The 20,210-nt window shown below is 40.1% G+C and carries 22 protein-coding genes; all 22 read left to right on the top strand.

Annotation, left to right across the window (positions count from 1 at the left end):
• The first annotated feature begins 57 nt into the window (after positions 1-57).
• The gene (gene prmA / locus B1K71_RS11595; RefSeq protein ID WP_077327066.1) at positions 58-996 is read left to right on the top strand and encodes a 50S ribosomal protein L11 methyltransferase; all 939 of its coding nucleotides are present in this window, start codon (positions 58-60) and stop codon (positions 994-996) included.
• Positions 997-1,015: 19 nt separating this feature from the next.
• Positions 1,016-1,774, top strand: a complete 759-nt coding sequence (locus B1K71_RS11590; RefSeq protein WP_077327064.1) for a 16S rRNA (uracil(1498)-N(3))-methyltransferase — start codon at positions 1,016-1,018, stop codon at positions 1,772-1,774.
• Positions 1,774-3,129 carry a tRNA (N(6)-L-threonylcarbamoyladenosine(37)-C(2))-methylthiotransferase MtaB gene (gene mtaB / locus B1K71_RS11585; RefSeq protein ID WP_077327062.1) on the top strand — a complete coding sequence of 452 codons (1,356 nt, stop codon included), beginning with the start codon at positions 1,774-1,776 and terminating at the stop codon, positions 3,127-3,129. Before B1K71_RS11590 ends, mtaB begins: the two co-directional genes overlap by 1 nt.
• A gap of 93 nt (positions 3,130-3,222) precedes the next feature.
• Positions 3,223-3,888, top strand: coding sequence for a deoxyribose-phosphate aldolase (gene deoC, locus B1K71_RS11580; protein WP_077327060.1), 666 nt, complete (start codon positions 3,223-3,225; stop codon positions 3,886-3,888).
• A gap of 112 nt (positions 3,889-4,000) precedes the next feature.
• A complete protein-coding gene (rpsU, locus tag B1K71_RS11575; RefSeq protein WP_077327059.1) occupies positions 4,001-4,177 on the top strand; it encodes a 30S ribosomal protein S21 in 177 nt (58 codons plus the stop codon).
• Between the two features lie 15 nt (positions 4,178-4,192).
• Positions 4,193-4,639, top strand: a complete 447-nt coding sequence (locus B1K71_RS11570; protein WP_077327057.1) for a GatB/YqeY domain-containing protein — start codon at positions 4,193-4,195, stop codon at positions 4,637-4,639.
• Between the two features lie 273 nt (positions 4,640-4,912).
• Positions 4,913-6,202 (top strand): NfeD family protein, encoded by a 1,290-nt coding sequence (locus B1K71_RS11565; protein WP_077330206.1) that lies wholly within the window; start codon positions 4,913-4,915, stop codon positions 6,200-6,202.
• A complete protein-coding gene (floA, locus tag B1K71_RS11560) occupies positions 6,202-7,191 on the top strand; it encodes a flotillin-like protein FloA (RefSeq protein WP_077327055.1) in 990 nt (329 codons plus the stop codon). Before B1K71_RS11565 ends, floA begins: the two co-directional genes overlap by 1 nt.
• A 29-nt stretch (positions 7,192-7,220) precedes the next feature.
• A complete protein-coding gene (locus tag B1K71_RS11555; RefSeq protein WP_077327053.1) occupies positions 7,221-7,682 on the top strand; it encodes a hypothetical protein in 462 nt (153 codons plus the stop codon).
• Positions 7,683-7,790: 108 nt separating this feature from the next.
• Complete coding sequence (gene yqfC, locus B1K71_RS11550; protein ID WP_077327051.1) at positions 7,791-8,072, top strand: sporulation protein YqfC; 282 nt, start codon at positions 7,791-7,793, stop codon at positions 8,070-8,072.
• A 26-nt stretch (positions 8,073-8,098) separates the two neighbouring features.
• The gene (gene yqfD / locus B1K71_RS11545; protein ID WP_077327049.1) at positions 8,099-9,301 is read left to right on the top strand and encodes a sporulation protein YqfD; all 1,203 of its coding nucleotides are present in this window, start codon (positions 8,099-8,101) and stop codon (positions 9,299-9,301) included.
• 2 nt (positions 9,302-9,303) lie between these two features.
• Complete coding sequence (locus B1K71_RS11540) at positions 9,304-10,269, top strand: PhoH family protein (RefSeq protein ID WP_077327047.1); 966 nt, start codon at positions 9,304-9,306, stop codon at positions 10,267-10,269.
• Between the two features lie 74 nt (positions 10,270-10,343).
• Positions 10,344-12,464, top strand: a complete 2,121-nt coding sequence (locus B1K71_RS11535; protein WP_077327045.1) for an HD family phosphohydrolase — start codon at positions 10,344-10,346, stop codon at positions 12,462-12,464.
• Positions 12,464-12,928 carry an rRNA maturation RNase YbeY gene (gene ybeY, locus B1K71_RS11530; protein WP_077327043.1) on the top strand — a complete coding sequence of 155 codons (465 nt, stop codon included), beginning with the start codon at positions 12,464-12,466 and terminating at the stop codon, positions 12,926-12,928. Before B1K71_RS11535 ends, ybeY begins: the two co-directional genes overlap by 1 nt.
• Complete coding sequence (locus B1K71_RS11525) at positions 12,918-13,289, top strand: diacylglycerol kinase family protein (RefSeq protein ID WP_245799253.1); 372 nt, start codon at positions 12,918-12,920, stop codon at positions 13,287-13,289. The genes ybeY and B1K71_RS11525 overlap by 11 nt, the downstream gene beginning before the upstream one ends.
• Before the next feature lie 177 nt (positions 13,290-13,466).
• Entirely contained in the window at positions 13,467-14,369 is a 903-nt protein-coding gene (gene era / locus B1K71_RS11520) for a GTPase Era (protein ID WP_077327039.1), read from the top strand.
• 96 nt (positions 14,370-14,465) lie between these two features.
• A complete protein-coding gene (locus B1K71_RS11515) occupies positions 14,466-14,618 on the top strand; it encodes a YqzL family protein (protein ID WP_077327037.1) in 153 nt (50 codons plus the stop codon).
• A 33-nt stretch (positions 14,619-14,651) separates the two neighbouring features.
• A complete protein-coding gene (recO, locus tag B1K71_RS11510; protein WP_077327035.1) occupies positions 14,652-15,392 on the top strand; it encodes a DNA repair protein RecO in 741 nt (246 codons plus the stop codon).
• Between the two features lie 313 nt (positions 15,393-15,705).
• Entirely contained in the window at positions 15,706-16,584 is an 879-nt protein-coding gene (gene glyQ / locus B1K71_RS11505; RefSeq protein ID WP_077327033.1) for a glycine--tRNA ligase subunit alpha, read from the top strand.
• Positions 16,584-18,668, top strand: coding sequence for a glycine--tRNA ligase subunit beta (gene glyS, locus B1K71_RS11500; RefSeq protein ID WP_077327031.1), 2,085 nt, complete (start codon positions 16,584-16,586; stop codon positions 18,666-18,668). The genes glyQ and glyS overlap by 1 nt, the downstream gene beginning before the upstream one ends.
• Before the next feature lie 93 nt (positions 18,669-18,761).
• A complete protein-coding gene (locus B1K71_RS11495; protein WP_077327029.1) occupies positions 18,762-19,388 on the top strand; it encodes a helix-turn-helix transcriptional regulator in 627 nt (208 codons plus the stop codon).
• An 18-nt stretch (positions 19,389-19,406) separates the two neighbouring features.
• Positions 19,407-20,207, top strand: a complete 801-nt coding sequence (locus tag B1K71_RS11490) for a pyruvate, water dikinase regulatory protein (RefSeq protein WP_077327027.1) — start codon at positions 19,407-19,409, stop codon at positions 20,205-20,207.
• The last annotated feature ends 3 nt before the right edge of the window (positions 20,208-20,210 follow it).

Raw genomic sequence — 20,210 nt, 5'->3', positions numbered from 1 at the left:
AACTTACTGCAGTTTTTAATACGACATCCTACTTTTTCAGGAAATGAGTGAATCGATATGAAATGGTCGGAAATATGCATTCATACTACGAACGAAGCTATCGAGCCGATTTCTAATATACTTCATGAGACCGGCGCCAGTGGTGTAGTAATTGAGGACCCATTGGATCTCACGATGGAACATGAAAGTAAATTTGGAGAAATATATGAATTGAATCAAGATGAATACCCGGAAGAAGGGGTGTACATCAAAGCATACTTGCCGGTAAACAGCTTCCTGGGCGAAACAGTCAATGAAATAAAACAGGCAGTTAATAACCTGATGCTGTATGATATTGATTTGGGAAGAAATCAGGTAACGTTAAGTGAAATTCACGAAGAAGAATGGGCAACAGCATGGAAAAAATACTACAAGCCTGTTAAAATTTCTAAAAAGATAACTATCATCCCGACTTGGGAGGACTACGAACCTGTATCAAGTGATGAAGTGATTATCGAACTTGACCCTGGCATGGCTTTCGGTACAGGTACACATCCGACAACTGTATTAAGCATCCAGGCAATTGAGCAGTATCTGAATCCACGTGATCTGGTTATAGATGTCGGATGCGGGTCAGGTGTACTCAGTATTGCTTCCGCTTTACTCGGTGCTAATGAAGTACATGCATTCGACCTGGATGAAATTGCAGTTAAAAGTACATCGATAAATTCAAAGCTAAATAAGACCGATGCGATCATTCATGTCAGGCAAAATAATCTGCTGGACAATGTTAAGATGGAAGCGGATGTTATTGTTTCGAATATACTGGCGGAGATCATCGTCAGGTTTACAAACGAGGCGTGGAATAACTTGCGCCCGGGCGGAATTTTTATCACATCCGGAATCATTCAAGCTAAGAAACAATTGGTGTTGGATAACCTGAAACAAGCAGGATTTGAAATTTTGGAAGTAAATGAGATGGAAGATTGGGTAGCGATTGTTGCCAAGAAGATTTAATTGAAAAGTGGTGCTGACCTTGCAACGCTATTTTGTTCCTGATGAAAATTGGCAGGAAAACACGGTAATGATTCAGAATGATGATGCTCATCATATCCAGCGTGTGATGCGTTATCGGGACGGAGATCGGATTATTTGCAATCATCCGGATGGAAATGCGGCAATTTGCCGGATCGTGTCCATTTATTCAACAGAAGTGTGTCTGCAGATTGAAGAGTGGTTGAATGAGTCGATGGAAATGCCGGTTGATGTTACCATTGCCCAAGGAATACCTAAAGGTGATAAATTTGAATATGTTTTGCAAAAAGGTACAGAATTGGGAGCAAGTACCTTTTTACCGGTTCAATCAGAACGTTCAGTGGCAGTCTGGAACGGTAAAAAATTTGAAAAGAAATTGGGCAGATTCCAGAAGATCGTAAAGGAAGCAAGTGAGCAGAGTCATCGTAATAAAATACCTGAAGTTATGCCGGTTCACACAACCAGTGAAATGGCTGAATATGCGCGAGCGTTTGACGTGAAGTTGTTCGCATTCGAGGAAGAAGCAAAGAGGACGGCGTCGCAATCACTTGGTACCGTGCTCGGCAGGCTCGAAAAGGGAAAACGGATTCTGGTCTATATTGGTCCGGAAGGTGGTATTTCGAAGGAAGAAGCAGCTATGCTGAAGGAATATGATTTCACGCCAATCAGGCTTGGACCGCGTATACTTCGAACAGAAACAGCTAGCTTATATGTATTGTCGAGTATTTCTTATCACTTAGAAGAATTGAGGTGTACATGATGACAACTGTTGCATTCCATACATTAGGATGTAAAGTGAATCATTATGAAACAGAAGGTATCTGGAATATGTTTAAGGAGAACGGTTATGAACGTGTGGATTTTGACCGTCAGTCAGATGTATACGTCATTAACACCTGCACAGTAACAAATACCGGAGATAAAAAAAGCAGACAGGTAATTCGCCGGGCAATCCGCAAAAATCCTGAATCCATTGTTTGTGTAACAGGCTGTTATGCACAAACATCACCTGGTGAAATTATGGAGATACCAGGTGTTGACATAATTGTCGGGACGCAGAATCGCAAAAAGATGCTTGATTATATTGAAGAACATAAGAAGACCCGTGAACCAATCAATGGTGTTTCCAACATCATGAAAAATCGTGTTTTTGAAGAAATGGATGTTCCTGACTTTACAGATCGGACACGCGCGTCATTAAAAATACAGGAAGGGTGCAACAATTTCTGCACATTCTGTATTATTCCCTGGTCACGCGGTCTGCTTCGTTCGCGTGAGCCGGAAAACGTTATTAAACAAGCGCAAAGTCTTGTAGATGCAGGTTATAAGGAAATTGTGCTGACAGGGATTCATACTGCGGGATACGGTGAAGATATGAAAGATTATAATTTCGCCAAGCTTCTTAACGACCTGGAAACGAAAGTTGCTGGCTTAAAACGGATTCGTATTTCATCAATTGAAGCCAGTCAGATTACAGATGAGGTTATTGAAGTGCTCGACAAATCGGAAAAGATTGTACGTCATCTGCATATACCTCTTCAATCAGGATCTGATTCGGTTCTTGCCAGAATGCGCAGAAAATATTCCAGCGAATTTTACAAACAAAAAGTTAACAAAATCCGCAGAGCATTACCAGGTCTTGCGATCACATCGGATGTAATTGTAGGCTTCCCGGGTGAGACGGAGGATGAATTTCTTGAGACATGCAACTTTATTAAGGATATCGGATATTCCGAATTGCATGTATTTCCGTTTTCCAGAAGAACTGGTACACCTGCTGCCAGAATGGACAATCAAGTGGATGATGATGTGAAAAATGAACGGGTAAATCAAATGATTGAACTGTCCGATCAGCTTGCAAAAGAATATGCAGCAACTTATGAGGATGAGGTTCTCGAAGTTATTCCGGAAGAACACACATCTGAAGGAGACGAACATACACTTGTCGGTTATACCGATAATTATTTAAAAGTCCGTTTTGAAGGGACACAGGACCTGATCGGCAAGATAGTCCGTGTCAAAATCACCAAATCAGGATACCCTTATAATGAAGGTGTCTTTGTACGGGTAATGGATAATGCGACCAATCACAATATTGAAGAGGCTGCACAGTGATCCCGGGAGTTTACCCCGGGATTTATTTTTCCGTATTTAAATGCTATTATGAATTCGGAGTAAGTATAACTAATCAAAAAGGAGAACGATGAAATGGATTTGGCAACATATATTGACCATACGCAATTGAAACCTGAAACGACAGAGGAAAAAATCAAACAAATAGTCAGTGAAGCGAAAACGCACGGTTTTGCTTCTGTTTGTGTTAACCCGTATTGGGTGTCATATTGCCATAAACATTTAAATGGGACCGATGTTAAAGTTTGTACTGTAATTGGTTTTCCACTTGGGGCAACAACAACCAAAGTGAAAGAATTTGAAACGAAACAAGCAATACAGGATGGTGCATCTGAAGTAGATATGGTGATAAATGTCGGAGCGCTTAAATCCGGTGATGATCAGACTGTGCTTCATGATATTCGGGCTGTGGTTGAAGCTGCCGGCGAAAATATCCTTACAAAGGTTATCATTGAAACATCTTTACTGACCGAAGATGAAAAAGTTCTGGCCTGTAAACTGGCAAAGCAAGCAGGGGCGGACTTTGTTAAAACATCTACTGGTTTTTCCGGAGGTGGTGCAACGGTTGAAGATATTAAGTTGATGCGTGAAACTGTCGGCCCGGACATGGGAGTGAAAGCGTCCGGCGGCGTTCGTTCGCTTGAAGACACGAAGGCAATGATAGATGCAGGTGCAACCAGGATCGGTGCCAGTGCAGGAGTGGATATTATTGCAGGTAATACAGGAAACGATGCCTATTAATTAAAATTAGAAGTTGACCTGGTATGCGGGTTATATTATAATTATCAAAGACATGTAAAGTATTACATGTTGGTATATTTTTGTTTTATGCTTCGGAGGGAGGGAAATTAGCATGTCAAATACAACTCGCGTTCGTAAAAACGAGTCTCTCGAGGATGCTCTTCGTCGCTTCAAGCGCAGCGTTTCAAAAAGCGGTACTCTTCAGGAATACCGGAAGCGTGAACACTATGAAAAGCCAAGTGTAAGACGCAAGAAAAAATCTGAAAATGCAAGAAAGCGCAGATTCTAAAGAAGGTGCGAGAGCATGACATTAATGGAACAGCTGAACCAAGATATGAAGAGGGCCATGAAAAGCAAGGATAAAGAATCATTAGCTGTTATACGCATGGTCAAAGCTTCTTTGCAAAATGAATCGATTAAACTTGGTAACAAAGATCTTTCCGAAGATGAAGAGTTGTCAGTTCTTTCAAGAGAATTGAAGCAGCGGAAAGATTCCCTCCAGGAATTTAAATCAGCTGGGCGAGATGATCTTGTTAAAAAACTTGAAACTGAAATCAATATTTTACAAGAATATATGCCTGAACAGCTTTCTGAAGGTGAGCTGGAGGCAGTAGTTCAGACTACGATTCAGGAAGTAAATGCAACTTCCAAAAAAGATATGGGAAAAGTGATGAGTGCCATCATGCCTAAGGTAAAAGGGAAGGCCGATGGTTCACAAATCAATAAATTGGTTCAAAAACATTTAAATTAACAGGATTTTTTTTTGTAAGCCCCGTCAGATTGGACGGGGCTTTTTAAATGCTTCCTTAACATTAACGCTTCCCAAACCGGTGCACTTTTAATCATTTATAAATACACCCTCATTTTTCGGATAGTTTGTGATAGTATTTATGTAAGAAAATGAAACCATTTTAGTATTTTTTTCGTATGAGTACTGTAAGCGGAAGGGGGGTGAGGGCGTTTGCCGAAACATTACAAGTACATAGTAATACTGCTTATTGCTGCAATTTCGCTTTTCTCCGCAATGTCTTCTATCCATGCAACCAATAATGGTGACGGGAAACTGGTTTATGTCATTCCGGTTGAAGATGAAGTGGAGCGCGGTCTTGAATCCTTTATAGAACGAACCACAGAGGAAGCAACAGAAGATAACGCGGATTACATCATTTTTGAAATCGATACACCTGGCGGCCGTGTTGATGCAGCCGGGAATATAGCGGAATTACTTCAAGGTCTTGAAATCCCGACTACATCTTTTATTGTAAACCGTGCATTGTCGGCAGGGTCATATATTGCGCTTAATACGGATACCATTTATATGAAACCACAGGCAACAATGGGAGCCAGTGGTGTTATCAATCAGGATGGTACCGCAGCAAGTAAGAAAGCTCAGTCAGCGTGGATTGCCGCTATGAAAAGCGCTGCAAATTCGTCAGGGAAAGATCCCCTGTATGCAGTCGCCATGGCAGATCCAAGTATTGACTTACCGGAGTTCGGTGCCGGCAAAGGTGAATATCTTACACTTGGAGCCAAATCAGCAAAAAAGGTGGGCTATTCTGAGGATACTGTCCAAGACCGGAAAGAATTACTGCAGGAATTAGGCTTGGCACAGGCTTCTGTCATTGAAAAAGAGCCAACTTTGTCAGAAGAAGCTGCCCGATTTATAACAAACCCAATTATTGTTCCAATTCTATTGTCGCTGGCGAGTCTTGGATTAATCGTGGAACTTTATTCGCCCGGTTTCGGTATACCTGGTATAGTTGGATTATTATCACTGGTATTGTTTTTTTATGGTCATATTGTCGCGGGACTGGCTGGAATGGAAGCAATTATACTATTGATTTTGGGGCTTGTGCTGATTGTTGCAGAGTTTTTTGTGCCGGGGGGCATTGTTGGTCTTCTCGGCATTGGTGCGATTATTGTCTCCCTGATTATGTCTGGTCAGGATATTGGGCAAATGTCCATGAGCATTGGTATTGCATTCATTGTTGCGATAATCGCAACGGTGGTGTTATTCAGAACGATAGGATTGGAGAAAGGATTTTTCCGTCATATCATTTTAAAAGATCGGACCATGACAGAACAAGGATATGTCTCATCCGTTAATAGGCTGGAATTAATTGGTTTGCGGGGGGTTACGGTAACACCCTTGCGTCCGTCGGGTACCGCTATTCTCGAGAATGAACGTATTGATGTTGTAACAGAAGGCGGGTTCATTGCCAAGGATCAGCATGTTAAAGTAGTGAAGGTCGAAGGTGTACGTGTAGTGGTAAGAGCATTAAATCATACAGAAAAAGAACAGGAGGAATTTTAATGGAAATACAACTTATGCCGATAATTATTATCGCAGTTATTTTGATTGTTGTAGCAGTATTATTTACATTTATACCTGTCATGCTATGGATCAGTGCATTAGCCGCAGGTGTAAAGGTTGGAATTTTTACGTTGGTAGGTATGCGCCTTCGAAGGGTTATTCCTTCCAGGGTAATTAACCCGCTAATTAAAGCCCATAAAGCAGGGCTGAGTGTCACCACAAATCAGCTCGAGAGTCACTATTTGGCTGGTGGGAATGTCGACAGGGTAGTCAACGCTCTGATTGCTGCCCAGCGTGCTAATATTGAACTAAGCTTTGAACGTACGGCAGCAATTGATTTGGCTGGCCGTGACGTTCTGGAAGCCGTACAAATGAGTGTTAATCCGAAAGTAATTGAAACTCCCTTTATTTCAGGGATTGCAATTGATGGTATTGAGGTGAAAGCGAAGGCAAGAATTACTGTTCGGGCCAATATTGATCGATTGGTCGGTGGTGCAGGGGAAGATACTGTAATCGCCCGGGTTGGTGAAGGGATTGTCAGTACAATCGGTAGTTCGGAAACACATGCAAAGGTACTGGAGAATCCTGATTCCATTTCGCAAAATGTATTGTCAAGAGGACTTGATGCAGGTACTGCATTTGAAATATTATCAATTGATATAGCGGATATCGACATTGGTAAAAACATTGGAGCTATTCTGCAGACAGACCAGGCCGAAGCGGATAAAAACATCGCCCAGGCGAAAGCCGAAGAGCGTCGTGCAATGGCTGTAGCGAAGGAGCAGGAAATGACGGCAAGAGTAGAAGAAATGCGTGCAAAAGTGGTTGAAGCCGAAGCGGATGTTCCACGTGCACTTTCCGAAGCATTACGTTCCGGTAATTTAGGAGTTATGGATTATATGAATTACAAGAATATTGATGCTGACACGGATATGCGTGATTCCATTGGAAAAATATCAAAAGACGATACGGACGAGGATAACCGGTAAGAAGGATTGAGAATGAAAGGAGCTGTGCTATGGAGCAATTTCTACCCTTTCTCGTACTAATCATTTTCGGGATTGTCAGTTCTTTTGCTAAAAAGAAAGATAAAAAGGAAGTAAAATCAGGCGGCAGAACTGCAGGCAGATCAAAACATACGAGCACCGCGCAGCAGGCATATAAAAATCAGGAATCAGTACAACAGGAATACGCTGAAGATTTCGGGGATCATGAGAATCACCATGCTTTGAGCAGGGAAATACAGCGTTCACAAACAAGGCTGGAAATGGAAAAACGGAAATATAAAAGTGTGATGTCTGAAAACAAAAAGCCAAATGAGAGAGGACTCACAAAAGAACAAAAGGAATTTAAAAAGCGAATCAGCAACAATCTGAATAAAAAAGGGTTGGTAAATGGCATCATTATGGCTGAAATACTAGGTAAGCCAAGAGCGATGCAGCCATATCGGAGTATTATTTCAAAACGAAGAGGTAACTAGAACCAGATAGGATCACTTCCGGATGTACATATCCGGAAGTGGTTCTTTTTTTGTGTTCTTATCCACTTGAAACCTTCATAAATATGATTGTGAGAGGGGGCCGCATCCATGAAGAAATTACAACAGCGAATTGCTCCATTGCTGACAAAATATTTGGACCTTCCATCTGACGTCATGCTGGAATTGCCGAGAATCACGACGATTGGTCAAATTCACGTGTACATAGAGAATCACAAAGGATTGGTCGTTTATTCCGATGAAGAGCTGACAGTTAGGGCGAACAAAGGTCATATCCAAATTACGGGTTCATCATTTGTATTAAAAACTATGTTGCCAGAGGAAATATTGCTGGAAGGTACTATTCATGAGATAAAATTCATTTTTGATTAAACGATAGCAGGAAAAAGGGTGAGAACATGAAACAAATGCAAGGGTCCTATTTAACCGGCTATGTCACGATTCGAATTGAAGGATCGGAACCGGAAACGTTTTTTCAAGCTTGTGTGGAACAAGGTGTTTTTGTATGGAATATTAAAAAAGAATCGGCAACCGTTTGTACAGGTAATATTAAATTAAACAGTTTGCATGTTGTGAAAGACATCAGAAGGAAAAGAGCGTATAAAATAAGGTTCATTAAGAAAAAAGGATTGCCTTTTTTCATGGAACGATTGACCGTTCGTAAAGAGATACCGGCAGCATTTCTAATGAGCATTCTTTTGATTTTTTTACTTTCCAATATTATTTGGGAAGTGAAAATAAAGGATGTCCCGACTGATCTTGAAGAAAAGATAGACAAGCAACTGGAGGAATATGGAATACACCGCGGTGCATGGACCTTTTCAATCGGAAAGTCGAGCGTTATTCAACAAAAACTGATGCATGATATTCCGGAACTTCTTTGGGTCGGTGTGCATCAAAAAGGGACAACCTTTGTATTGGAAGGCGTTGAGAAAACGATCGTGGAAGAGGAGGAAAAAAGTGGTCCCCGTAACCTTGTAGCCGCAAAAAAAGGTGTTATTCAAAAGATGTATGTATCGAAGGGTGTTCCAAAGGTTCAGGTAAATGAATATGTGGAGCCAGGCGACCTGCTTGTATCTGGCAGGCTGCGTTTTGATGAAAATAAAAAGGACAAGAAATACGAATTGGTTGAATCAGAAGCTGATATCATTGCAAAAACTTGGTATGAGGTTTCCGTTACGGTACCACTGAAGGCCAATCATGAACTGCTTACAGGGAAGCGGGAAAATAAATACCATCTGAAACTGGGAAATGTAGAGTTGCCTGTTTGGGGATTTGGTACACCTGAATACAAAAATATTCATCGGGAGCGTTATGTTAAAGATCTCTATTTTCTTAAATGGGAACTTCCCATTAAAATAGTTGAAACCATTTTAAGTGAAAAGAAGTATAATAAACTAGAGCGGAGTAAAGAGGAAGCAATAAATATCGGGATTAAACAGGCTAAAAAAGAATTGCTGCTAAAGCTTGGGAATGATGCCGAGATCATTTCTGAAAATATTTTGCATGAAACTACCGAGAGTGGTAAAGTTAAATTAATCTTATATATGACAGTGGAAGAAAATATTGTAAAAGAAGTACCAATACGTCAAGGAGACTGATTATGTCAAGACACTTTAACACAATAGATTTACAACTGAAAACCCCGAATGAAGCTTTAGAACTTTTCGGTACAAATGATAAATTTCTGAAACAAATCGAACAACAACTTGATATCACCATAGTGACAAGGGGTGAAGAAGTTCATGTTTCCGGAAGTGAGGAAGCAGCCAATTTAGCAGAAGAATTACTGAAAACCCTTTTATCTGTTGTTAGAAAAGGTTTGGCGATTACCGAACGGGATGTTGTATATGCGGCTGATTTGGCCAAAAAAGGAAAGCTAAATCAGTTTGAGGCACTATTTGAAGATGAAATTACCAAGAATGCCCACGGAAAGTCCATCCGGGTGAAAACATTAGGACAAAAAAGTTACATTGCGGCAATAAAAGCAAATGATCTTGTCTTTGGGATCGGTCCTGCCGGTACAGGTAAAACATATCTTGCCGTGGTGATGGCTGTCCGTGCCTTGAAGAACGGTGAAGTGAAACGGATTATTCTAACCCGCCCTGCGGTAGAAGCCGGTGAGAGTCTTGGTTTTTTACCCGGGGATTTGAAAGAAAAAGTTGATCCATACCTGCGACCATTGTATGACGCACTCCATGACGTCCTTGGAGCTGAGCATACATTGCGTCTGATTGAAAGGGATACCATTGAGATTGCCCCGCTCGCTTATATGCGGGGAAGAACGCTTGATGACGCATTTGTCATTTTGGACGAGGCACAAAATACTACGCCTGAACAGATGAAAATGTTTCTAACCAGGCTTGGTTTTGGTTCTAAGATGGTCATTACAGGGGATATAACGCAAATTGATTTGCCAAAAGGGGTAAAGTCGGGACTGCATACTGCTCATCATCTGCTGTCTCCGGTTGAAGGTATCTCCTTTATTCAATTGACTCAGACAGATGTGGTAAGACATCCATTGGTTCAGAAGATTATTAATGCCTACGAAAATGCTAATAACGGATGAAGTGTATAGTGTAAGACCCTTATTTAATGGGTCTTATTTCTATATACAATAATCCGGATGGTGAGGTGACAGTCATGAAAAAATTTCTGCATAATTTTATTCATCTTCAGCCAAAGTGGGTTATGATCATTCTGGCATTAATTTTATTGGGTGCATTTTTCTTTCTGATGACTGTCAATAATGTTTATACCGAAACGTATAATATTGAACGGTTCTCTGATGCAAAGGAAACGATCCGATCTCCTATTACAATTGAAAATAAGCAGGAAACAAAGCGGAAAACACGGGAAACTGTTCAGGCGGTTGAGGATAGATATAATATATCGACTGAAATAACGAAAGAGCGTCTTTCATATATCGGGGAAATTTTTGATGCGATCGCTAAAGTGGAAAAGGATACATCCGTAAACGGGATAGAGAATTCGGATTCACTTGTATCCAGTCAGGAAAAAGTTCAACAGCTGAAACAGATTTTATCTCCTGAGATAACGGACAAGCTCGATGATGGTTTATTTTATAAATTATTGGATATTAAAGCAAGTAAGCGACAGGAAGGAAAAAAACTGCTGCTTTCTTCACTGGAAAATGTTTTAAAGGATGGCGTTCGAACCGAAAACATACAACGTGCGGAATCGGATGTTACGCAGAGTATTAAATATTCTTCTTTAGATAAGCGGCTGAAAGAACCGTTAAAGAAATTAAGTAAGTTTGCCATTGTGGAGAATTCATTTTTTGATGTGGAAAAAACGATGGAGGCACGAAAAGAAGCAGCAAGCAATGTGGAACCTGTCGTTATCAGGGCAGGAGAAATCATTGTAAGAGAAGGACAGACAATAACAGACGGGATTTATGAAGAGCTTAAATTGATAGGGCTTTTAAATCAGGAACGAAATGTATTTCCAGTCATTGGCCTTGTCCTATTAATTCTGCTGATTATCACAGTTATTGGTTCTGAAATAAATCATCTATACCGGGAAAATCAAATGGATAACCGAAAAATTGCGGCAGTGCTGATGATTAGTTTTATTGTAATCGTTCTGATGAAAGTGGTCAGTTTGTTCACAACAACGGAAAATTTGCTGTTTTTTGCGGTTCCTGTTGCCACAGGCGGGCTATTGATAAAACAGTTGATCCAGGAACGTTTTGCTATCGTATTATCGATTCTTTACGCAATTTTAGGAAGTGTGATTTTTAACGGTGAATTACCTGGAACGCTCAATATTGAAGCAGGTATTTACTTCTTCTTTTCACAGATGGCCGGAATTATTTTTCTGGTCAATGTGAAAGACAGACTGGCAGTCATTAAAGCTGGCGCGGGAATGGCAGTTATAAACGTTATTACTGTATTGTTATTTCTATTCCTTTCATTTGAAAAATATTCCTATGCGGATTTAATCATTCAATCGGCATATGGGGTGTCTGCTGCATTGTTATCAGCGGTGCTGACAATCGGCTTACTTCCTTTTTTTGAAACAGGACTGGGAATTTTATCAGATATTAAATTACTTTCACTTGCAAGTCCGAACCAGCCTCTGCTTCGAAAGATACTAACAGAAGCACCTGGTACCTATCACCATTCCGTAATGGTTGCAAATCTTAGTGAAACCGCCTGTGAAGCCATTGGAGCGAACGGACTTTTGGCTAGAGTCGGAGCATATTATCATGATATCGGGAAAACGATAAGACCGCATTATTTTATCGAAAATCAGGTTTCCATTAAAAACCCGCATGATTTAATTGAACCGCTGCAAAGTGCAGAAATTATTATAAGTCATCCGTATGACGGGGCGGAGATGCTGAAAGAACATAAAATGCCTGAGGAAATAATTGATATAGCGAAGCAGCATCATGGTACAACTTTACTGCAGTACTTTTATCAAATGGAAAAAAAGGTTAATGAAGAAGTAAAGGAAGAATTGTTCCGATATCCGGGACCCAAACCGCAGACTAAAGAAGCAGCAGTCATCAGTATTTGTGATTCAGTAGAAGCTGCTGTGAGGTCGTTAAAAGAACCGACAAAAGAAAAAATAGATGAAATTGTAGGATCCATTGTCAATAGCCGGCTGATGGATGGTCAGCTTAATGAGTGTGACCTGACGTTAAGTGAATTAGATACTGTACATCAGACAATTTGTGAAACGCTGAAAGGAATATTCCATTCCAGGATCAAATATCCAACCAAGGAGGCAACATAATGCATATTGATTTTCATGACCAAACAAATTCAGTTTCATCCGATTATGTAGATTTGCTGCAACGGCTACTGTTATTTACTGCTGATGCAGAGGGGGTTTCACCAGCTTCAGAAGTCTCCGTAACATTTGTGAATAATAAGGAAATACAGGAATTGAACCGGAATTATCGTCAAAAGGATCAGCCGACTGATGTAATATCATTTGCAATGCAGGAAATCGGTGATGGTGAAATGGATATAATTAGTGAGGATATCCCAGTTATGCTTGGTGATATTGTCATATCTGTCGAAAGGGCGGATGAACAAGCCAACGAATATGAACACTCATTTGAACGGGAACTTAGTTTCCTCGCAGTTCATGGTTTTCTGCATTTGCTTGGGTATGACCATATGAATAAGACTGATGAGGTTAAAATGTTTAATCGCCAGGAAGAAATACTGGGTGAGTTTGGAATTGAACGATAATCGCCGACACAGTGTAATTGGTTTTTCGTATGCTTGGAATGGTTTGCGTGAAGTGATTAAATCAGAGGGAAACTTTAGGGTTCATTTGATTGCAGCAGCAGCAGTTATTGCAGCAGGTCTATTTTTCAAGCTGGATCTGTTGCAATGGGCACTAATCTTTTTAACAATCTGCGTTGTATTGATCACCGAAATGATCAATACATCCATTGAAAAAATAATCGACTATATTAAACCGGAAATTAACCCCAATGCTAAGATAATAAAAGATATATCCGCAGGGGCGGTATTATTGGCCGCCATAACAGCCATCATCATCGGATTACTTATATTTATTCCTGAAATAAATGAAACCTTTATGTGACGCTGCAACAGATAATTGTTTTGAATCCGCTTTCACGGAGACTTTATCGTGTCGATTGCAGTAGAGGAATGAGGAAAACAAAAAATTTTTTAAAGGTTTTGTCGTATATATGAAATACGCGTGAATTTATAGTATGATATAAACACTAGATAGAAATAACGGTGGAGGAATAACATCATGTCCAGCAAATATAAATCAGGATTTGTAGCAATCATCGGCAGACCGAATGTTGGAAAGTCCACGTTCATGAACAATGTGATAGGGCAAAAAATAGCAATCATGAGCGATAAAGCACAAACAACACGCAATAAAATTCAAGGAGTTTTAACAGAAAAAGATGCCCAGCTGATCTTTATTGACACACCTGGAATCCATAAGCCAAAACATCGTCTTGGTGATTTTATGGTAAAAATCGCAGAAGACACGTTAAATGAAGTTGATGCTGTATTGTTTATGATTAATGCAGAAGAAGGTTATGGCAGAGGAGATCAGTATATAATTGATCGGCTTCAACAAACGAATCGGCCGGTGTTTCTAATTATCAATAAGATTGATTTAATACATCCCGATGAGCTGTTTGCACTTATTAAATCCTATAAAGATAAGTATGATTTTAAAGAAATTGTACCAATATCCGCATTGCAAGGAAACAATGTGCAGCATATGCTGAATGTATTGAAAGAATATATTCCGGAGGGACCGCAATATTATCCCGAAGATCAGATAACTGATCATCCGGAGCGGTTTATTATAGGTGAACTCATCCGGGAAAAAGCACTGCAACTGACAAGGGAGGAAGTACCACACTCTGTCGCTGTAGCCATTGAAAACATTGAAAAGCGTGAATCGGATACTGTTTTTATTCAGGCAACTATTATAACGGAACGGAAGACACAAAAAGGAATTTTGATTGGTAAGCAAGGCAGCATGCTGAAAAATATTGGCAAATATGCCCGAAAAGATATTGAATCACTGCTTGGTTCCAAGGTTTATCTTGAATTATGGGTAAAGGTTCAGAAAGATTGGCGGAATAAGCAATCACAGTTGCGAGAACTGGGTTTTCGGACAGATGAATATTAAACTTGGTAAATTTTATTACTTATTGTTTCTCCAACAGTGGTAATTCTAAGGAATAAGTACTTTTTCAAATAAGTTCAAAGAAAGGTGGGGTTTCTTGTGATCGACTTTACCTGGAGATTATTTAGTCAGACAGGAAACATTGAAACCTATTTATTATTGAAAGAGTTGGAAGAACCAGAACAAAATGCCAATACTTCGGTGAAAAGACAGGATAATGAGCAAGTATCATCATTTGATACAAACATGTAGCATGCAGATAAATCGGGGAAAAGGTGATACCGATTGCTTGAAAAAATGGAAGGTATTGTAATAAGAACACAAGATTACAGTGAAACACATAAAATTGTTACGATATTCAGCAATAAATTAGGAAAAATCAGTGCTATTGCACGTGGTGCAAAAAAACCAAAAAGCAGAATGGCTGCCGTCACGCAGCCATTCATATTGGGAGAATTTTTCGTTTATGTCGGTTCCGGATTAAGTACCATTCAACAAGGGGAGGTAATCAATTCATTCCGGCCTATACGGGAAGATATTATTAAAACGGCATATACAGCTTATATCGCTGAATTAACGGATAAATTGACAGATACAAAAAGTCCGGATATTTATTTATATAATCAGTTACTTCAAACATTAAACTGGATAGCAGAACATGATGCTGTTGAGGTTCCAATGATGATGTATGAATTAAAGGTGTTTGCCAAAGGCGGATTTGCCCCAATCGTTGACAGATGTGTGAATTGCGGAGGTAATAAGGCACCTTTTTCATTTTCCGTAACAGAGGGCGGCCTTTTGTGCAGCAGGTGCAGGCATATGGACCCGGAGGCAGCGGTAATTCCCGATAAAGCAGCCAAACTAATGCGCTTGTTTGCCGGTGTCGGTCTGGAACGCGTCAGTTCCATTTCTGTCAAACCGGAAAATATTCAAAAAATCCGGCAGATTATTGATGCGTATTATGAACAGTATGGCGGTTACTACCTAAAATCAAAAAAGTTTCTGAATCAACTTGATAAACTATAATAATGGCAGCATATGTTGACAACGGATAATAAATGGAGTATGATTTTTACATAATTTTAACATGCTAATATTTTGTGAAGACGGAGAGTAGTACATAATGGAATCCTGTTTTAAGCGAATCCGGGGTGGTGGAAGCCGGATAACAAGGTGTTATGGAACGGCGCTCCCGAGCATGCTGTATAAAGTGGCTCATGATTGGAATGGGCAAATAGGGTGGAACCACGGATTAACAACCCGTCCCTATGTCGTTTGAAAATGACATAGGGGCGGGTTTTTAGATGTATAAAAACAATATGCTTTGGAGGCTGTAATGATGAATATACAGGAAATGATTTTAACACTTCAGAAACATTGGTCAGATCAAAACTGTATCTTAATGCAGGCGTACGATGTTGAGAAAGGCGCAGGTACCATGTCACCGATGACACTCTTAAGAAGTCTTGGTCCTGAACCATGGAATGCGGCATATGTGGAGCCATCCAGACGTCCCGCTGATGGACGATATGGACAGAACCCCAACAGGCTGTATCAGCATCATCAATTCCAGGTTGTTATGAAACCATCGCCTGAAAATATACAAGAACTATATTTAGAGTCATTACAGGCGCTTGGAATTGACCCGCTTGAACATGATATTCGTTTTGTGGAAGATAACTGGGAAAATCCAACTCTTGGCGCTGCGGGTTTAGGCTGGGAAGTGTGGCTAGATGGTATGGAAATCACGCAATTTACGTATTTTCAACAAATCGGCGGACTGGAAGCAAGCCCGGTGACGGTTGAATTAACATATGGAATTGAACGGTTGGCGTCTTATATTCAGGATGAGGAAAATGTTTTTGATCTGGAATGGACAGAAGGTTTTACAGTTAAAGATATCTTCTTGCAGCCGGAATATGAGCATTCCATGTACACGTTTAAGGAATCAGACACAGATATGCTGTTTCAGCTTTTTACAATGTATGAAAAAGAGGCAAAAGTGACGATGGAAAAGGGATTGGTTTTTCCTGCATATGATTATGTACTAAAATGTTCCCACACATTTAACTTGTTGGATGCCAAAGGTGTGATTTCAGTTACAGAACGAACCGGCTATATTTCACGAATTCGCAACCTGGCAAGAAATATTGCCAAATCATATGTTGCTGAACGGGAAAGACTTGGTTTTCCAATGCTTGCAAAGGAGGAAGAATAATGGCTGTGGATGTATTACTGGAAATTGGACTCGAGGAACTTCCATCACGTTTTATCGATGATGCGGAAAATCAATTGAAACAGAATACGAAGAACTGGCTGGAAAAATCACGGATCGCTTATGCCTCCATCACTTCATATTCAACACCGAGAAGACTTACTGTTCTTATCAAGGATATCGCTGAAGAACAGGCATCTCTTGAAGAGGAGGTTAAAGGTCCATCATTAAAGATTGCCAAAACCGATGATGGTGAATGGACAAAGGCAGCAATTGGCTTTACAAAAGGACAGGGAAAAACAGTTGATGATACCATTACAAAAGATATTAAAGACGAAACCTATATTTTTGTAAAAAAAGAAACAATCGGCCAAAAGACAGATGAACTGCTGCCGGAACTTGGTTCAATCATTGAATCCATTCAGTTCCCGAAAAATATGCGCTGGTCTGATATAAGTCTGCGGTATGCACGGCCAATTCGCTGGATTACTGCTATCTATGGAGATACAGTTATCCCTCTGTCTGTGGCAGGTGTTGAATCGGATAAATTTACGTATGGCCATCGATTTCTTGGCGAAAAAGTTTTTGTGACAGTTCCTGCTGATTACGAATCAATTCTTAAGAAAAATTATGTCATTGTCAATCCGAAAGAACGTGAACAACTGATTCTGGATGGGATTGAAAATTTGGAGAAAAATGAACATTTCACGATACCTGTTGATCAGGAACTGCTTGATGAGGTACGAAACTTGGTTGAATATCCAACGGTGTTTATAGGGTCGTTTGATGAATCATTTTTAGTACTTCCGTCTAACGTATTAATTACCTCCATGAAAGAACATCAGCGGTATTTTCCGGTTAAATCAGCGGACGGTAAACTGCTTCCGCATTTTATCGGAGTTCGGAATGGGGATAATCACGCCCTTGAAACAGTTGTAAAAGGGAATGAAAAAGTACTTCGTGCAAGGTTATCCGATGCAAAATTCTTTTTTGATGAGGATCAGAAACATTCTGTTGATTACTACCAGCAAAAATTGGAACGGATTGTATTTCAGGAAAAACTCGGTACCATTGGCGATAAAGTCCGTCGTGTGGAGACACTGACAAGGCAGCTCATCACCAATCTTGCAATTGATGAACCAGTAGGTCGGGATGCGATAAGAGCCGCCGAAATATGCAAATTTGATCTCCCTACGAATATGGTTAATGAATTTACGGAGTTACAAGGAATTATTGGTGAAACATATGCATTGCATTTTGGTGAGAAAGAGGCTGTTGCCAAAGCAATTGCAGAACATTATCTCCCGATTCATGCGGATGATGAATTGCCTGCAACATTGGCTGGTGCTGTAGTCAGTATTGCAGACAAACTGGATACGATTACAGGGTGTATGTCAGTTGGTCTTGTTCCAACTGGTTCTCAGGATCCGTATGGACTCAGACGTCAGGCAGCAGGTATATTAAAAATATTGCTGCATTATAAATGGGATATATCGGTTGAATCGCTGCTTGACCTGGCGCAGGAAATGTACAGGGATCTCCCGATAGAACAAAATGATCCATCAGCGGTTCGAAATGACCTGGAACAATTTTTTGGTTTACGGATAACGTATTTACTACGGGATAAATCAATTGAACAGGATGTTATAAAAGCTGTTTTGAACAGTGGAATCGGGGCAGTAACTTATTCGTTTAATAAGGCTGAATTACTGTCCGGGAAACGAAATGACGCATCCTTTAAACCTGTTCAGGAAGCATTGGTTCGCACGCTGAATCTTGCTGGAAAAACAGACCGGACTGAAATTGATTCTACCTTGTTTGAATCCGAATCTGAACAAGTATTGTATGATAGGTATACTGATGTCGCGGGACGATTCAAAAAGCCAGATCATGAGCAGCAGGCGGATGTTGCTTTATCAGAGCTGGAATCATTGGCAGACCCAATACACGAATTCTTTGAGCATAATATGGTGATGGCTGATGATGAGGCAATTCGCAATAACCGTCTTGGACTGATTAATTCTATCGCGATCTTGATTCGTGATTTCGCTGATTTGTCCGCAATTGAGTGGAAACAGCAATTTTAATCATGCATTAGTATAACTGAATTTTCTTTTTCACGCTATTTAGTCTATAATATTTAATAATAGTATGACATAATTACGGCAGGTGGTGAAAAAGTGGAATTATCAAACAGACAAGAACAAATAATTGAAATTGTCAAAGCGAACGGCCCGATAACGGGTGAACATATTGCTGATCGATTGAATCTGACAAGAGCAACATTGCGACCGGACCTGGCCATCCTGACGATGGCCGGATTTCTGGAAGCACGACCAAGGGTAGGGTACTTTTACACTGGAAAAACCGGTTCAGAGCTTCTAACAGAAAAAATTAAGAAGTTTAAGGTGCATGAGTATCAGTCCGTACCGATTGTTGTCAGGGAAGATGCATCTGTTTATGATGCTATTTCCACAATGTTTCTGGAAGATGTGGGGACACTTTTTGTTGTGGATAACAATGCGTGTTTAACAGGTGTCTTATCACGTAAGGATCTCCTCCGGGCAAGCATCGGTAATCAGGATTTAAATGCAATTCCGGTCCACATTATTATGACCAGAATGCCTAATATTACGATCTGCTTTCGGAATGATTTAATGATTGATGCGGCAAAAAAGCTGATAAATAAACAAATTGATGGCCTGCCCGTTGTAAAAGAAAAAGAAAATGGGTTGGAAATTGTTGGTCGAATAACGAAAACTACCATTACAAAAGCATTTGTGGAATTAATAATGGATGAGCATTAATGAGGGAGGGACTTCTGTATGGCTGTTAAATTAGTATATGTTTTATCTGATTCCGTCGGTGAAACTGCCGAATTGGTTATTAAAGCAGGTTTGAGTCAATTTAATAATGGCGAATACAAAATTCAGCGGGTTCCCTATGTGGACGATAATAAAACGATCGATGATACGATTCAGCTTGCACAGGAAACGAACGGAATCATTGGGTTTACATTGGTTGACCCTGATTTACGTCAGTATGTTAATGAGCAGGCGGCCGAAAAAGATATAGAGGCAATTGATATTATGGGTCCGATGATGGACGCGATGGAACGTGTGTTTGAAAATTCACCAAGATTGAAACCCGGGCTTGTCCATAAATTGGATGAAGATTATTTCAAACGGGTGGAAGCAATTGAATTTGCAGTTAAATACGATGATGGACGGGATCCACGCGGGATTTCCAGAGCAGACATTATTTTGATTGGAGTTTCACGAACTTCGAAAACACCGCTATCACAATATTTGGCACATAAACGACTAAAGGTAGCCAATGTTCCGATTGTACCAGAAGTCGATCCGCCCGAGGAACTTTATGAAGTTGATCCTGAAAAATGCATTGGATTAAAAATAAGTCCCGAGAAGCTAAATGAAATCAGAAGAGAACGGTTAAAAGCACTTGGCCTTGGTGACCAGGCAACATATGCTAATATGGAGCGGATTCATAAGGAACTTGAGTTTTTTAATAAAGTAGTTGGGAAAATCGGATGCAAGGTAGTGGATGTCTCCAATAAAGCTGTTGAGGAAACAGCGAATCATATATTGCATATGATTCGCAGATAAATA

It is taken from the genome of Virgibacillus siamensis, assembly GCF_900162695.1.
Lineage (GTDB): Bacteria > Bacillota > Bacilli > Bacillales > Amphibacillaceae > Lentibacillus > Lentibacillus siamensis_A.
Note: the sequence above shows the minus strand (reverse complement) of the source record. Positions and strands in the feature narration are given on the sequence as shown.

What these genes read in the sequence shown, in the direction of transcription:
- prmA (WP_077327066.1), top strand. Translation starts at nt 58, where the DNA reads ATGAAATGGTCGGAAATATGCATTCATACTACGAACGAAGCTATCGAG.
- mtaB (WP_077327062.1), top strand. Translation starts at nt 1,774, where the DNA reads ATGACAACTGTTGCATTCCATACATTAGGATGTAAAGTGAATCATTAT.
- deoC (WP_077327060.1), top strand. Translation starts at nt 3,223, where the DNA reads ATGGATTTGGCAACATATATTGACCATACGCAATTGAAACCTGAAACG.
- rpsU (WP_077327059.1), top strand. Translation starts at nt 4,001, where the DNA reads ATGTCAAATACAACTCGCGTTCGTAAAAACGAGTCTCTCGAGGATGCT.
- B1K71_RS11570 (WP_077327057.1), top strand. Translation starts at nt 4,193, where the DNA reads ATGACATTAATGGAACAGCTGAACCAAGATATGAAGAGGGCCATGAAA.
- B1K71_RS11565 (WP_077330206.1), top strand. Translation starts at nt 4,913, where the DNA reads ATGTCTTCTATCCATGCAACCAATAATGGTGACGGGAAACTGGTTTAT.
- floA (WP_077327055.1), top strand. Translation starts at nt 6,202, where the DNA reads ATGGAAATACAACTTATGCCGATAATTATTATCGCAGTTATTTTGATT.
- B1K71_RS11555 (WP_077327053.1), top strand. Translation starts at nt 7,221, where the DNA reads ATGGAGCAATTTCTACCCTTTCTCGTACTAATCATTTTCGGGATTGTC.
- yqfC (WP_077327051.1), top strand. Translation starts at nt 7,791, where the DNA reads ATGAAGAAATTACAACAGCGAATTGCTCCATTGCTGACAAAATATTTG.
- yqfD (WP_077327049.1), top strand. Translation starts at nt 8,099, where the DNA reads ATGAAACAAATGCAAGGGTCCTATTTAACCGGCTATGTCACGATTCGA.
- B1K71_RS11540 (WP_077327047.1), top strand. Translation starts at nt 9,304, where the DNA reads ATGTCAAGACACTTTAACACAATAGATTTACAACTGAAAACCCCGAAT.
- B1K71_RS11535 (WP_077327045.1), top strand. Translation starts at nt 10,344, where the DNA reads ATGAAAAAATTTCTGCATAATTTTATTCATCTTCAGCCAAAGTGGGTT.
- ybeY (WP_077327043.1), top strand. Translation starts at nt 12,464, where the DNA reads ATGCATATTGATTTTCATGACCAAACAAATTCAGTTTCATCCGATTAT.
- era (WP_077327039.1), top strand. Translation starts at nt 13,467, where the DNA reads ATGTCCAGCAAATATAAATCAGGATTTGTAGCAATCATCGGCAGACCG.
- glyQ (WP_077327033.1), top strand. Translation starts at nt 15,706, where the DNA reads ATGAATATACAGGAAATGATTTTAACACTTCAGAAACATTGGTCAGAT.
- glyS (WP_077327031.1), top strand. Translation starts at nt 16,584, where the DNA reads ATGGCTGTGGATGTATTACTGGAAATTGGACTCGAGGAACTTCCATCA.
- B1K71_RS11490 (WP_077327027.1), top strand. Translation starts at nt 19,407, where the DNA reads ATGGCTGTTAAATTAGTATATGTTTTATCTGATTCCGTCGGTGAAACT.